At 70.1% G+C, this 14,019-nt stretch carries 13 protein-coding genes; 6 read left to right on the top strand and 7 right to left on the bottom strand.

Annotated elements, in window-relative coordinates:
• Positions 1–73 precede the first annotated feature (73 nt).
• The gene (locus AC25Y0_RS05940) at positions 74–517 is read left to right on the top strand and encodes an N-acetyltransferase family protein (protein WP_488122158.1); all 444 of its coding nucleotides are present in this window, start codon (positions 74–76) and stop codon (positions 515–517) included.
• A 32-nt stretch (positions 518–549) separates the two neighbouring features.
• Here the strand turns inward: AC25Y0_RS05940 and ald are convergent, their stop codons facing one another.
• Together ald and AC25Y0_RS05930 are read right to left on the bottom strand one after the other, a co-directional pair.
• Complete coding sequence (ald, locus tag AC25Y0_RS05935; RefSeq protein WP_488122159.1) at positions 550–1,665, bottom strand: alanine dehydrogenase; 1,116 nt, start codon at positions 1,663–1,665, stop codon at positions 550–552.
• Between the two features lie 55 nt (positions 1,666–1,720).
• Entirely contained in the window at positions 1,721–2,710 is a 990-nt protein-coding gene (locus AC25Y0_RS05930) for an asparaginase (protein ID WP_488122160.1), read from the bottom strand.
• A gap of 51 nt (positions 2,711–2,761) precedes the next feature.
• Between AC25Y0_RS05930 and AC25Y0_RS05925 the strand changes: the two genes are divergently transcribed.
• Complete coding sequence (locus AC25Y0_RS05925; RefSeq protein WP_488122161.1) at positions 2,762–3,259, top strand: OsmC family protein; 498 nt, start codon at positions 2,762–2,764, stop codon at positions 3,257–3,259.
• Here the strand turns inward: AC25Y0_RS05925 and AC25Y0_RS05920 are convergent.
• A complete protein-coding gene (locus AC25Y0_RS05920; RefSeq protein ID WP_488122162.1) occupies positions 3,228–4,004 on the bottom strand; it encodes a lysophospholipid acyltransferase family protein in 777 nt (258 codons plus the stop codon). The two genes, AC25Y0_RS05925 and AC25Y0_RS05920, sit on opposite strands and share 32 nt — an antisense overlap.
• 110 nt (positions 4,005–4,114) lie before the next feature.
• Here AC25Y0_RS05920 and AC25Y0_RS05915 point away from each other — a divergent pair, with 110 nt between their 5' ends.
• Both AC25Y0_RS05915 and dxr read left to right on the top strand, forming a co-directional pair.
• Positions 4,115–5,062 (top strand): FKBP-type peptidyl-prolyl cis-trans isomerase, encoded by a 948-nt coding sequence (locus tag AC25Y0_RS05915; RefSeq protein ID WP_488122163.1) that lies wholly within the window; start codon positions 4,115–4,117, stop codon positions 5,060–5,062.
• A gap of 53 nt (positions 5,063–5,115) precedes the next feature.
• Positions 5,116–6,198, top strand: a complete 1,083-nt coding sequence (gene dxr, locus AC25Y0_RS05910) for a 1-deoxy-D-xylulose-5-phosphate reductoisomerase (protein WP_488134368.1) — start codon at positions 5,116–5,118, stop codon at positions 6,196–6,198.
• A 13-nt stretch (positions 6,199–6,211) separates the two neighbouring features.
• Here the strand turns inward: dxr and AC25Y0_RS05905 are convergent, their stop codons facing one another.
• The 3 genes from AC25Y0_RS05905 to AC25Y0_RS05895 form a co-directional block, all read right to left on the bottom strand.
• The gene (locus tag AC25Y0_RS05905) at positions 6,212–7,870 is read right to left on the bottom strand and encodes a Mur ligase family protein (protein ID WP_488122165.1); all 1,659 of its coding nucleotides are present in this window, start codon (positions 7,868–7,870) and stop codon (positions 6,212–6,214) included.
• 70 nt (positions 7,871–7,940) lie between these two features.
• Positions 7,941–8,648: a YcnI family copper-binding membrane protein gene (locus tag AC25Y0_RS05900; RefSeq protein ID WP_488122166.1), complete on the bottom strand. Its 708-nt coding sequence runs from the start codon at positions 8,646–8,648 to the stop codon at positions 7,941–7,943.
• Between the two features lie 90 nt (positions 8,649–8,738).
• Positions 8,739–9,317, bottom strand: coding sequence for a hypothetical protein (locus tag AC25Y0_RS05895; RefSeq protein ID WP_488134367.1), 579 nt, complete (start codon positions 9,315–9,317; stop codon positions 8,739–8,741).
• A 79-nt stretch (positions 9,318–9,396) separates the two neighbouring features.
• Between AC25Y0_RS05895 and AC25Y0_RS05890 the strand changes: the two genes are divergently transcribed.
• A complete protein-coding gene (locus AC25Y0_RS05890; RefSeq protein ID WP_488122168.1) occupies positions 9,397–10,716 on the top strand; it encodes a M50 family metallopeptidase in 1,320 nt (439 codons plus the stop codon).
• 36 nt (positions 10,717–10,752) lie between these two features.
• Here the strand turns inward: AC25Y0_RS05890 and AC25Y0_RS05885 are convergent, their stop codons facing one another.
• The gene (locus AC25Y0_RS05885; protein ID WP_488134366.1) at positions 10,753–12,672 is read right to left on the bottom strand and encodes an anthranilate synthase family protein; all 1,920 of its coding nucleotides are present in this window, start codon (positions 12,670–12,672) and stop codon (positions 10,753–10,755) included.
• Positions 12,673–12,865: 193 nt separating this feature from the next.
• Between AC25Y0_RS05885 and ispG the strand changes: the two genes are divergently transcribed.
• Positions 12,866–14,017 carry a flavodoxin-dependent (E)-4-hydroxy-3-methylbut-2-enyl-diphosphate synthase gene (gene ispG, locus AC25Y0_RS05880; protein WP_488122170.1) on the top strand — a complete coding sequence of 384 codons (1,152 nt, stop codon included), beginning with the start codon at positions 12,866–12,868 and terminating at the stop codon, positions 14,015–14,017.
• The last annotated feature ends 2 nt before the right edge of the window (positions 14,018–14,019 follow it).

The following is a 14,019-nucleotide window of genomic DNA, read 5'->3' as shown; positions in this document are numbered from 1 at the left end:
CGTCGCGCGTCGTCAGGCGCCGGGGCCCTGGGAGGGGCGGGTGCAGCGAGGCACGACTCGTTACGCTGGTCCGATGACCTCGACTGCACCCCTTGAGCGCGCCGATCACGCCGAGTGGCTCACGCTGTGGAACGGCTACCTCTCGTTCTACGGCGCGACTCTCGACGACGCCACGACAGCAGCGACGTTCGACCGCCTCATCGACGACAGCTCCGGGATGCACGGGGCGATCGCCCGCCAGGATGGCGTGGCAGTCGGGATCGTGCACTGGCTGACACACGCCGCCACATGGACGACGACGGACTACTGCTACCTCGAGGATCTGTTCGTCGCGCCCGATGTGCGCGGCGGCGGCGTCGGCACAGCCCTCATCGAGCATGTGCGCGCGTGGGCGGAGCGCAACGGGTCGGCGAAGGTCTACTGGCTCACCGCGGAATCGAACGCGACGGCCCGTGCCCTCTACGACCGCGTCGCGACCCGGACGGGCATGATCCACTACGAGATAACGCTCGACTGATCCCTGCGCCGAGCGAGGCGGCTGGATCCGGGTCAGGCCAGCGCGTCCGCCAGGGGAACGAGGTCGAGGGAGTGGGCGTTCGCGACGCCCGCGTTGACGACGGCGCCGCCGACGGTGTTGAGACCGGCCGCCAGCGCGGTATCCGAACGCAGCGCATCGCGCCAGCCGTGCCGTGCGATCTGCCGGATGTAGGGCAGCGTCGCATTCGTGAGGGCCGAGGTCGAGGTGTTCGGCACGGCGCCGGGCATGTTGGCGACGCAGTAGAACACGCTGCCGTGCACGGGGAACGTGGGGTCGGCGTGCGTCGTCGGACGCGTGTCGGCGAAGCATCCGCCCTGGTCGACCGCGATGTCCACGAGCACCGATCCCGGACGCATCCGCGCGACCATGTCGTTCGTCACGAGCTTGGGCGCCTTCGCACCGGGAATGAGCACCGATCCGATGACCAGATCCGACGCGACGACGGCGCGATCGAGGTCGAAGGGGTTGGATGCCGCGGTCTTGACGCGCCCCTGAAAGTGATCGTCGAGGTAGCGCAGGCGCTGCACATTCGTGTCGAAGATCGTGACGTCGGCACCGAGGCCCACGGCGATCACGGCGGCGTTCGCTCCCGCGACGCCACCGCCGATCACGGTGACGGTGGCGGGGCGCGTGCCCGGCACGCCCGACATGAGCAGCCCGAGTCCGCCCGCCGAACGCATCAGCGTCGCCGCGCCGACGGTCGGCGCGAGTCGGCCCGCGACCTCGCTCATCGGCGCAAGAAGGGGCAGGCCTCCGCCGACCAGCTGCACCGTCTCGTACGCGATCGCGGTGACACCGTCAGAGATCAGACGCTCCGTGAGGGGCCGATCCGCCGCGAGGTGCAGGTAGGTGAAGAGCACGAGGTCATCGCGGAAGTAGTCGTACTCGCTCGCAATCGGCTCTTTGACCTTGAGGAGCAGTTCGGCGCGTGCCCAGACCTCGGCGGCATCTTCGAGCATCGTCGCACCGGCGGCTTCGTACTCGGCGTCGGGCATCGACGAGCCGAGGCCGGCTCCGCGCTGCACGAAGACCTCGTGGCCCACGGCGACCAGGTCGTGGACGCCCGCCGGCGTCATGGCGACGCGGTATTCGTTGTTCTTGATCTCGGTGGGGATGCTGATGCGCATTATGTGTTCCTCTCCGCTCCGCCGTTGGAGCGCTTTGTGCTCTGGGTGAGAGCGGTCAGACCGAGGGGCGGATGGCCCCGACGGTGGTGCCGCCGCCGTGGACGGCGAGCGGGAGCTTGGACATGGTGTCGGCGACGTCTTGAGACGACAGCGCGCCGGCACGCTCGAGCAGCCGCAGCGCGACGGCCGTGCCGGCGCGGCCCGAGCCGTCGAGCACCTTGACGACCGTGGTCGTGCCATCGGGAGCGACCATCGTCATGACACCCTCGGCGCCGCTCTTGGCGAAGACCCCGAGCCGCTCGATCGCGACCGTGTCGGGGCGGCCGGGACCATCGATCGTCCACGGGTGTGCGCGCACCGCCTGCACGAGCGCGCCGGCGCTGCGGTGCAGGGCGAACGGCGATGTCGTCGAGGCCGTGCCGATGCGGTGCACGGCACGAGCGAATCCGAAGACGGTCAGAGCATAGATCGGGGCACCGCAGCCGTCGACCGCGCTCGCCGTGATCTTCTCACCGGTCAGGCGCTCGATGACTTCGCGGATGTGCATCTGGACCGGGTGATTCAGGTCGAGGTACGAGGCGGTGTCCCAGCCGTTCGCGACGCACGCGGCGAGCATTGCGGCGTGCTTGCCCGAGCAGCTCATGCGAACGGATGTCGGCTGCCCGAGGTCGCGCACGAGCTCATTGCGCGTCGCGGGGTCGATCGGCCACGCGGCAGGGCAGCCGAGGTCGTCTTCGCCGAGTCCGACGGCCGAGAGCATGGCGCGCACGACGTCGACGTGTCGGTCCGTGCCGGAGTGGCTCGCCGTGGCGAGACCGAGCTGCTCGCCCTCGAGCGTCGCCCCCGCGGTGAGGCATGCGAGGGCCTGCAGAGGCTTGAGGCTGGAGCGGGGGAGGAACAGTGCCGAGGCGTCGCCGAGCTTTTCGACGACGGTGCCGTCGGGGGCCAGGGTGATGGCGACTCCGGCGTGCCGGGATTCGACGAAACCGCTGCGTTCGACGACGGCGAGCTCGACGGCTCCCGTCAGTGGAAAGGTCTGCGGCATCCGGAAATCCTATCGCCGTGCGGGGGGTATGCGCGTGCCAGACTGTGTCGCATGTGGGGCGAGCATCGGTACTCCGTACGAAGCACGTGGACGGGCGACCGCGGAACGGGCACGTCGGGCTATCGCGACTACGACCGCAGTGTCACGCTCGAGGTCGACGGCAAGCCCACGCTGCTCGCCTCGGCCGACAAGCCCTTCCGCGGGGATCCGACGCGCTGGAACCCTGAAGACATGCTGCTGTCCGCGCTGAGCGAGTGCCACCTGCTGGCGTACCTGCACGCGTGCGTACAGGCGGGCGTCGTGGTCGTCGCGTACGAAGACGAGGCGACGGGCGTCTTGGAGCTCGACGGTCGCGGCGGGGGAGCCTTCCGTGAGGTCGTGCTGCGCCCGCGGGTCACGGTCGCCGACGCGTCGATGACGGATGCCGCGACGGCAGCCCACACGCAGGCGGCGCAGTGGTGCTTCATCGGCAACTCGGTGAACTTCCCCGTGCGCCACGAGCCCTCGGTCGAGGTCGTCAGAGGCGCTCGTGGGGGAGGACCTGCTTGATCCGCTCGATCGGGCTCTGCGCGGGCAGCTCGTTGTAGGCGTTGGCGAGCTCTTGGCCCGACAGTGCGTGGATCGCCGCCATGATCTCGTCCGTCGCGATGCGCCGGGCGCGACCCGACGTCGCGGGCCCCGCATGCGACAGATCGAGGGGCTCGCCGAACTTCACGGTGATGCGGTGCTTGAGCGACGGGGCCGAGGCGCCGACCGGCATGACCTTGTCGGTGCCGATGAGGCCGACGGGAACGACCGGTGCGCCGGTCTGCAGGGCGAGGAAGGCCACGCCCGTGCGGCCCTTGTACAGGCGCCCGTCGAGTGACCGCGTGCCTTCGGGATAGAGCGCGACGGCGCGGTCGTCTTCGAGCAGCTGACGCTGCTGATCGAGGGCATCGAGGGCGGCCTGTCCGGCGCCGCGCTGCACGGGAATCGCGCCGATCGCCGTGAAGAAGGTGCGCGAGACCCATCCTTTGGCGCCTGTGCCGTCGAAGTAGCTGGACTTCGCGAGGAAGTGCACGGGGCGGGGGGCTGCCACGGGGATCGCGATCGAGTCGATGAAAGACAGGTGATTGCTCGCGAAGATGACCGGACCGGTGCGCGGCACGTTCTCTTTGCCGATGACACGGGGGCGGTACATGATTCGTGCGAGGGGGGTGAGCACCATGCGCCCGAGCGCGTACGTCGCCCCCATGCGGCGCGCCGGCTCACCGGCAGCGCTGTCGGCGGGCTCAGGTACGTCGGCAGAAGTCACCGAACGAGATTACTCCCGACCGCATACCGGGCTGGGCATGTCCTTCACAGCCGGAGCAAAGGAGAATGGTGAAGGATGGAACCTCCGCCTATCGAACACGAGGTTCCTCCGTGCGCATCCGCTCCCTCGCCGCTGTATCCGTCTCCGCCGTCGCGCTGCTCGCTCTCGCGGGCTGCTCGTCTCCCGACCCCGCAGCGACGCCGACGTCGACCGCGGACGCGGGCGGCGACCTGTGCGCGGTCGCCCAGCCTTCCGGCCCGATCGTCGAGTCGCTCGAGGTGGGCGGTGAGGTCGGCGAGTCCGCGACGATCGAGTTCGACGGCCCGCTGACCGTCGAGACCGCCGAGCGCCTCGTGATCGAAGAGGGCGATGGCGACCCGCTCTCGGACGGCGACCTCGTCACGTACGCTCTGACCGTCTTCGACGCGACCAGCGGCGAGGAGACCGGCACCGAGGGCTACGGCGAAGATCTGCTGCCCGTGCAGGTTTCGGTCGGCACCGGCCCCGACCAGTTCTTCGGCTGCGCCACCGTGGGCTCGCGCATCGCGATGGCTCTTCCCGAGTCCGAGGGCTCGCCCGCCGCCATCTGGGTTCTCGACGTGCTCGGCACGAGCGAGTCGGTCGCCTGGGGCGAAGAGCAGGACCCCGTCGACGGCTTCCCCACGGTCGAGCTCGACGAGTCGGGTGCCCCGACCGTGACGCTGCCCGAGGGCGACATTCCGACCGAGTTCGAGAAGGCCACGCTCAAGAAGGGCGACGGCGCCGAGGTCAAGGAAGGCGACGCTGTGCTCGTTCAGTACCACGGCGTCTCGTGGAACGACGGCGAGGTCTTCGACCAGAGCTGGGGCAGCCAGCCGTTCAGCTTCTCGACCAGCGGTGGTGTCGTGCAGGGCTTCGCCGACGCCGTCATCGGCGAGACCGTCGGTTCGCAGGTCATCGCGGTTCTCCCGCCCTCGGCCGCGTACGGAGAAGGCGAGATCAACGAGGAAGACCTCGTCGGTCAGACCCTGGTCTTCGTCGTCGACATCCTCGCGGCCGCCTCTCCTGCCGCTCAGTGACACAAGCGCGGGTCGGCTGGGTGACCATGCCGGCCCGCGTCTAAGCTGACGGGATGCGTCGCGTCCTGATCCTCGGCTCCACCGGTTCGATCGGAACGCAGGCGCTCGACGTCATCCGCGGCAACCCCCGTCGTTTCGAGGTCGTGGGGCTGTCCGCCGGATCCAACCGCACCATGCTCGCGGCGCAGGCCGACGAGTTCGGCGTCGAGCACACGGCCCTCGGTGCCGTCGAGGCAGAGCAGCTCGTGCGCGACATCGACGCCGACGTCGTGCTGAACGGGATCACGGGCTCAGTGGGCCTCGGGCCGACGCTCGCTGCGCTGGAGGCCGGACGCACGCTCGCCCTGGCCAACAAGGAATCGCTCATCGTCGGCGGTGCGCTCGTCACCTCGATCGCCGCACCCGGTCAGATCGTGCCGGTCGACTCGGAGCACTCCGCCATCGCTCAGGCCCTGCGCGCCGGCGAGCGTCACGAAGTGCGCCGCCTCGTGCTCACGGCATCCGGGGGCCCGTTCCGAGGCCGCTCGCGCGACGAGCTCGACGCCGTGACGCCGGCCGAAGCGCTCGCCCACCCCACATGGGACATGGGGCGCGTCGTCACGACGAACTCCGCGACACTCGTGAACAAGGGTCTCGAAGTGATCGAGGCGCACCTGCTCTTCGGGGTGCCGTACGGCGACATCGAGGTGGTCGTGCATCCGCAGTCGATCGTGCACTCGATGGTGGAGTTCACCGACGGGTCTACGATCCTGCAGGCCTCCCCGCCGGACATGCGGCTGCCGATCTCGCTGGGTCTGGACTGGCCGCACCGGATCGCGGGCGTGGGTGCGCCGCTGGACTGGACGGCCGCGACATCCTGGGCCTTCGAGCCGCTCGACGCCGAGGCGTTCCCCGCTGTTTCGCTCGCGAAGCGCGTCGGACGCGCCGGAGGAACTTACCCCGCCGTCTTCAACGCCGCCAACGAGCAGGCCGTCGACGCCTTCCACGAGAAACGACTCTCGTTCCCCGGAATCGTCGAGACCATCGAGCGTGTCGTCGACATGCACGAAGCGCCGACCGAGTTGACGCGCGAAAGCCTCGCCGAGGCCGAGACGTGGGCGCGCGCCACCGCCGACCGCATCATGGCGAGCGCATAGCCGCGTCGCCGCGTCAGAACGCTGGGCGCAGCGGGTCGGACGGCGGCGTCTCGTCGCCGGCGTACGGCACAGGCCAGCGCGAGTCGGGCACCGGCCAGCCGGCGGCGCGCAGCGCGCGACGGGCCAGCTCACGCGCCGAGTAGGGTGCGCGGTTGCCGCGGATGTCCCGGTAATCCTGATGACCCGGCCCAGCCCACAGGATCGCGTCGCCCTCACCCACGAGCGAGATCGCCTCGATGATCGCCCGCTCGGGCGGCGTGTACTCGTGGATCTCGGCGTCGGGCCGAGCACGGCGCGCGCCCTCGATGAGAGTCGCGCGGATGGACTCAGGATCCTCGAACCGCGGGTGGTGGTCGGTGATGACGAGGATGTCGCTGCCTTCGGCCGCCGTGCGCCCCATATCGAGGCGCTTCGTCGCGTCGCGGTCGCCGTCGGCGCCGACGAGCATGACCACCTTGCCGGGGGTCACCCGGCGGACGGCCGCGAGGGTCTTCTCGAAGGCATCCGGAGTGTGTCCGAAGTCGACGTACACGGCGGGTCCGCGGTCGCCTGAGACGAGCTCGGTGCGGCCGGGCAGATAGGCCGTGATGCGTCCCCCGTCGAGGGCGTCGCGCACGCGCTCCCACGCGTATCCGGCCTCGAGGATCATGACGATCGCGAGCGCGGCGTTGGCGGCCATGTGCGTGCCGATGACGGGCACGACGGTCGTGAGGGTGCGGCCTTCTGGCCCCGTGAGGCGGAAGCGGGTGCCGTCCTGTCGCTCATCGAGCACCTCGACGACCCAGTCGGCCGCGCGTGCGGCATCGGGATCGACAGCCACGGCAGGCATGCCGACCGTGAGCGCGGGGATCTCGCTGCGGGCGAGGATCTCGGCGCCGGAGGGGTGGTCGATGCTGATGACGGCACGTCGGGCCCGATCGGGGCGGAACAGCGGCATCTTCGCCTCGAAGTACTCGCGCATGTCGGCGTAATCGTCGAGGTGGTCGTGCGTGAGGTTCGTGAAGCCCGCGACATCGAACACGAGACCGTCGACGCGGCGGCGGCTCAGCGCCTGAGCGCTCACCTCGACGGCTACCGCTTCGACGCCGCGCTCGCGCATGAGGGCGAGCAGTGAGTGCATCTCGTACGCTTCGGGCGTCGTCAGGCGCGACACGATGATCTGACCCGCGATGTGCCGCTCGGCCGTCGATGACAGGCCCGTCACCACCCCGAGCTGGCCCAGGATGCCCTCGAGCAGGTGCGAGACGCTCGTCTTGCCGTTGGTCCCGGTCGTGCCGAACAGAATCGGCAGGTCATCGTCGCGCCCCGTGCCGTAGACCCACGCCGACAGGTCGCCGAGCAGCCCCCGCGGGTCGTCGACGACGAGCACGGGAAGACCGGATGCCTCGGCGAGGTCGGCTCCGGCGGCATCCGTCACGACCGCCACAGCGCCCTTGGCGGCGGCGGTCTGGGCGAACTCGGCGCCGTGGCGCGTGCCGCCCTGCGCGGCGACGAAGAGGTCGCCGGGGCGAAGATCCGCCGTTGCGAGGGTCAATCCGCTCAGCTGGACGCCGGCGGTGGAGCCGCGCACGTCGGCGTTGAAGCGGGCGGCGAGATCATCGAGCGCGTGGACGGGCGGAGCATCCGGCCGGAGAACAGGCGGGAGGTTCGAGAGGGGGGAGTCGCTGGGCATGGCCAGTCCATCTAATCACCCGCGCGGGGTGTCCTGGGAAGGCCGAGGATGCGGCCTTCCCAGGATCGCCTCAGCGCTTGGCTGAACGGCCTCGCACGAGCGCGACGCCGAGGGCCGCGAGCGCCGCGACGAGGGCGCCACCGGCCAGCCAGCGAGCGGTTGTGTCGTCACCCGCGACGGATGCCGATACGGCCTCGCCGTCATGTCCGGACGCCGAGCCCTCTTCGGCCTCCGCAGCATCGCCCGCGTCGCCGTGTCCGTCACCGGCCGCGACCGCTTCGCCGACCTCGACGAGCGGTGCCGGTGCGGCGAGGTCGTGCGGATCCTGGCCGTCCTCGGCGATCTCGCTCCAGTCGTTCGAGCCCTCGGCGCACTCCTGCAGCACGGGGAAGGCGAGGGTCTGGCCTGCGGTTCCCTCTTCGAACATCGCGTCGATCGAGACCGTGGCCTTCAGCCCGTCGTCGATCGCCTTGTCGGCGGTGAACGTCACCGTCTCGGGCACACCGTCGGCGCCGTCTTCGCGCGTGACGGTCCAGCCGCCCTGCACGATGGGTGTCGCGTTGCCGACCCCGTCGGGGATCGTGATGACGATCGCGGTCGTCGGCGAGCCGTCGCAGCCGTGCGAGAACGAGAAGGTCAGCGTCTCGGTCGTGCCCGCCGAGACCGCTCCGGGGTCGACGTGCACGTGCGCCGATGCGGCGACGGGGATCGCCACGGCGAGGGCGACGCCGCCGATGATTCCGGCGGTGAGCAGGCGGGAGAAGCGGGAAGTGGTCATGAGTGTCTCTTTCGTCGTCGGTGGGCGCCGCCCGGATCCGGGCGTGCGCGAGGTTCCCCCGCCGTGGCGCGGCAGGGGCGGGTGCAGCCCTCAGGCTGCGGCGACGACGACGGGAGGACCCCGCCGGGCGAGGTCATTGGCGAGACGCGCCCGCAGGGGCGCGAGGCGAGGGGAGACCGCACGCGTCAGCACGACGGGCCACGGCAGCACGACGACATCCGGCGTGAGTGCGAACAGGCGTGCGATGCCACGGCCGAGCGCCCGCAGCATCCGCTCGCCCCGGTGCAGCAGAGCGACCGTGATGACGGCGGCGGCCATGTGCGCGACGAACATTCCGAGGTCGGGGTGGACAAATGCCGTGCTCGCGCCGCCCGTCAGGAGGGGGCGGCCGTGCACGTGACCGCGCACCGTTCCGCCCGCGCCCGCCGTCGCGGCGAACGCCACGTGGAAGAGCACCTGTGCGCTGAGAACGGTGAGGGCCAGACGCGCGAGCCCGAGTCGCCGGCCCGCGAGGACGACGGCGAAGGGTGCGGCCAGCACGGCGACGACCCCGATCAGCAGGGGAGCGGGCGCCTCGCCCCCTCCGACCGTGTGTGACACAGCGGCTGTCCACGTCGCGACCGCGGCGGCGGCAGCGCCGCGCAGCGTCCGGGTGTGGCGCGTGTGCATGGGATCCTCTCCGATCGTCACAGTAGAGCACGCGCGGGCTCCGAGCCAACGCAAAGCCGCGCGCAGGTACCGTGTGCGTGTGGAGTTTCTCGCATTCGTGATCGGCGTCGTGCTGCTCGTCGTCGGTCTCGCCGTGTCGATCGCCCTCCACGAGATCGGTCACCTCGTTCCTGCCAAGCGATTCGGCGTGCGCGTCGGCCAGTACATGGTCGGGTTCGGGCCCACCCTGTGGTCGCGCCGCGTCGGTGAGACCGAGTACGGCGTCAAGGCGATCCCGGTCGGCGGCTACATCTCGATGGCGGGCATGTATCCGCCCTCGCCCGCAGAGCGCGGCGGTCGCGCCGGAGGCGGCTTCTTCGCGACGATGGTGCAGGATGCCCGCGCCGCGAACGACGAGACGCTCGAGGCGGGCGCCGAGGACGGCGTCTTCTACCGCCTGCCGGTGTGGAAGCGCGTCGTCATCATGCTCGGCGGGCCGCTCATGAACTTCCTCTTCGCGATCGTGCTCTTCGCGATCCTGCTGAGCGGCATCGGCGTGCAGAGCGCGACGACCTCGGTCGCCCGGGTGAGCGAGTGCGCCATCCCCGCATCTGCCGAGCGCACGCAGTGCGAGCCGTCGGATCCGCGCGCGCCGGCCGCTGAGGCCGGGATCCTGCCCGGTGATGTCGTGCTCGCCGTCGACGGAACGCCCGTGACGACCTTCGCCGAGGCATCCGACATCATCCGCGCCTCGGCACGCGACACGATCCCCATCCTCATCGAACGCGACGGTGTCGAGCAGACGCTGCGGGTGACGCCGGTGCCGGTCGAGCAGCCCGTGACCGATGACCGCGGCTATCCGATCCTCGATGCCGACGGCGATGTGCAGTACGCAGACGTCGGGTTCGTCGGCATCGGTCCGACCGTCGCCTACGTGCGCCAGCCCATCTGGTCGGGCCCGCAGGCCGCCGTCGAGAACGTCGCGGCCGTCGCCGGCATCATCTGGCAGCTGCCGGTGAAGATCTGGGAGACCGGCGTCGCGCTCGTGACGGGCGATGAGCGCGATCCGAACGGTCCGCTCAGCATCGTCGGGGCCGGGCGCCTGGCCGGAGAGGTCGCCGCGTCGGAGTCTCCGATCCTCAACCGCACGGCGGGGTTCCTGGGGCTCCTCGCCTCGCTCAACATCGCGCTGTTCGTGTTCAACCTCATTCCGCTGCTGCCCCTCGACGGCGGGCACGTCGTCGTGGCGCTCTGGGACGGCATCAAGCGCGCGTGGGCGAAGCTGTTCCGACGTCCGCCGCCCAAACCCGTCGATGCGACGAGACTCGTGCCCGTTACGCTCGCCGTCTTCATCGCGCTGCTCGTGATGGGTGGCGTGCTCATCCTCGCCGACCTGTTCAACCCGATCTCGCTGTTCTGACGCCGGGCAGCGCCCGCGGTCAGGGCGCGAATCGGGTCAGCGCAGGGCGTGAGCGACGAGTCGTTCCAACGTGGCGATGCCGTCGCGGGACAGGATCGACTCGAGGTGGCCCTGGACCGACGCGAATCCGGGGCCGCGCAGCGCGTACACGTCGCCCGTGGCATCCGCCGAGATCTCCGCTTCGCCCACGTGCGTCGTCCCCGCGGGGACGCGCGCCGTGAACGTGTTGTAGAAGCCGATGGAGGCGGGTTCGCCGAAGATGTCGACCGTCTTCTGCAGTCCCTGATGGGGGGACGCCAGGGGGGCCAGCTCGATGCCGAGCGAGTCGGAGAGGATCTGGTGGCTGAGGCAGACCGCGAGGAGCGGCCGCTCGCTCGCGCGACGTCGGGCGACGACATCGCGCATGCGCGCCATGCGGGGGCTGTTCGCATCGCGTGGGTCGCCGGGACCCGGGCCCGCGACGACGAGCTCGGCCGTCTCGATCTGGGCGTCGGTGACGGCGTGCCACGGCGCGATCTCGACGACGAGGCCGAGTCGGCGCAACTGGTGGGCGAGCATCGTGGTGAAGCGGTCCTCGGCGTCGACGACGAGCGCTGTGCGCCCCGCGAACGGTCCGTCGCCCTCCGGGTCCTGCGGGTTGAGCCAGAACTGCGCGAGACGGGCGTTGCGCGACTGCAGGAGGGCGCTGATCTCGGGGTCGTCGGCCAGGCGGCGCGGCTCGGCGGCGGGCTCGTCTTCGTCGATGGTCGCCACGGGGGCGGCGCTGTCGCGCGGGATCGCGCCGATCGCGCCGAGAACTCCGGCGGCCTTGCCGTGCGTCTCGCCGACCTCGCCGTCGGGGTCGGAGTGGCGCACGAGGGTCGCGCCGACGGGCACCCGCAGGCGGCCGCCTGCGAGGTAAGCAGTGCGGATCAGGATCGGCGCGTCGAGATCGTGCGTCGCCCCTCCCGCAGCGGGTGTCCGACCCCGCCCGCCGATCGGCGTGAACAGTGCGGCCACGCCCGAGTAGTAGCCGCGAGGTGTGGGCTCATGCCGCTCGATGACCGCGCAGGCGTTCTGCATGGGCGATCCGGTGACCGTCGGCGCGAACATCGTCTCGCGCAGGATGTCGCGGGGATCCATCGTGCTGCGCCCGCGCAGGACGTACTCGGTGTGCGTGAGGCGCGACATCTCCTTGAGATGCGGTCCGGTGATCCGCCCACCGTCCGAGCAGACGGCGCTCATCATCTTGAGTTCTTCGTCGACGACCATGAAGAGCTCTTCGGTCTCTTTCGTCGATCGCAGGAACTCGGTCAGCGACTCGGTTGTCGCGCCCCCCTCGGGGTGGCGGAACGTGCCCGAGATCGGGTTCATCGTGACCACTCCGTCGTGCGCGCTCACGTGCGCCTCCGGGCTCGCGCCGACGGCGATGTGGTCGGGGGTGACGACGACGAACGTCCAGTACGCACCGCGTTCGTGCTCGAGCAGCGCACGGAACCACGTCAGCGCTGCGACGGTGGCATCCGTCCCGACATCCGCGGTGAAGTCGCGGCGGATCACGAAGTTCGCGCCCTCGCCCCGACCGATCTCATCTGCGATGACGTGACGCACGATGTCGGCGTAGTCGTCGTCGGAGATGTCGAAGCCGGCATCGTCGAGGGGGACCGGCTGCGACGGGAGAGCTGCGATGACCTCGTCGCGTGCCAGGTGCTCGTGCGTCGTCACGACGAGGCAGCGCAGCGGCGCGTTGTCGTCGTGGCACGTGAAGCCGCGTTCGCGCACTTGGCGGTAGGGCACGAGCGCGAGGACTTCGCGCGGCGTGCCGTCGGCGTCTTCGAGGGGGATGTCCGCGAGCAGATCGACGTCGACGACGTCGCCTCGCAGCAGCTCGACGGTCTCACCGTTGCGCGCGATGAGGGCGAAGGGGATGCCGCGCGCAGCGAGCTCCCCGATGGTGGAGGAATCGGACCCGGTCATCGTCGGTCTTTCGTCGGGCGGGCAGTCGCCTTACACGAAGAAGACCGCCCGAAGGCGGTCTGTCGTCGTGCGAACACCCGCCTAAGAGACGGGCCACCAGGTGAGGTTCGCGGGCATGCGCCGAAACTACCACAGGCGCCTCTCTCGGCGCCCTGCCAGGCCCCCCCCCGCCCCCGCGCCGTAGGCTGGGGGCGTGCCAGCAGTGAACCTCGGAATCCCGCGCGTGCCGGAAGTCCTCTCCCCGCGTCGGAAGAGCCGCCAGATCAAGGTCGGCAAGGTGCTCGTCGGCGGCAATGCGCCGGTGAGCGTCCAGTCCATGACGACGACCCCGACGACGAACATCAACGCGACGTTGCAGCAGATCGCCGAGCTCACGGCGTCGGGCTGCGAGATCGTGCGCGTTGCGGTGCCGTCGCAGGACGATGCCGATGTGCTGCACATCATCGCGGCGAAGAGTCAGATCCCCGTCATCGCCGACATTCACTTCCAGCCGAAGTACGTCTTCCAGGCGATCGACGCCGGTTGCGCGGCCGTGCGGGTCAATCCCGGCAACATCCGCCAGTTCGACGACAAGGTGGGCGACATCGCCGCCGCGGCGAAGGCCGCAGGAGTATCGCTGCGCATCGGCGTCAACGCCGGATCGCTCGACAGGCGCCTGCTCGAGAAGTACGGCAAAGCCACTCCCGAAGCCCTCATGGAGAGCGCCGTGTGGGAGGCCTCGCTGTTCGAGGAGCACGACTTCCACGACTTCAAGATCTCGGTCAAGCACAACGACCCGATCGTGATGGTGAAGGCGTACCGCCTGCTCGCCGAGCGCGGCGACTGGCCGTTGCACCTCGGGGTGACCGAGGCCGGTCCCGCCTTCCAAGGCACGATCAAGTCCGCCACGGCGTTCGGCATTCTGCTCGCCGAGGGCATCGGCGACACGATCCGGGTGTCGCTGTCGGCCCCGCCGGCAGAAGAGGTCAAGGTCGGACACCAGATCCTGCAGTCGCTCAACCTGCGCGAGCGCAAGCTCGAGATCGTCTCGTGCCCGTCCTGCGGGCGGGCTCAGGTCGACGTCTATACGCTGGCCGACAACGTCACCGAGGGCCTGAAGGACATGACCGTGCCGCTGCGCGTGGCCGTGATGGGCTGCGTCGTGAACGGCCCGGGTGAGGCACGCGAGGCCGATCTGGGTGTGGCATCCGGAAACGGAAAGGGCCAGATCTTCGTCAAGGGTCAGGTCATCAAGACCGTGCCCGAAGCCGAGATCGTGCAGACGCTCATCGAAGAGGCGAACCGCATCGCGGCCGAAATGGGTCCGGATGCCGCCGTGGGAACGGCCCAGGTCGTCACCAGCTGACG

This window comes from Microbacterium sp. Y547 (assembly GCF_057669785.1).
This window is presented reverse-complemented; position numbering and strand designations above follow the sequence as displayed.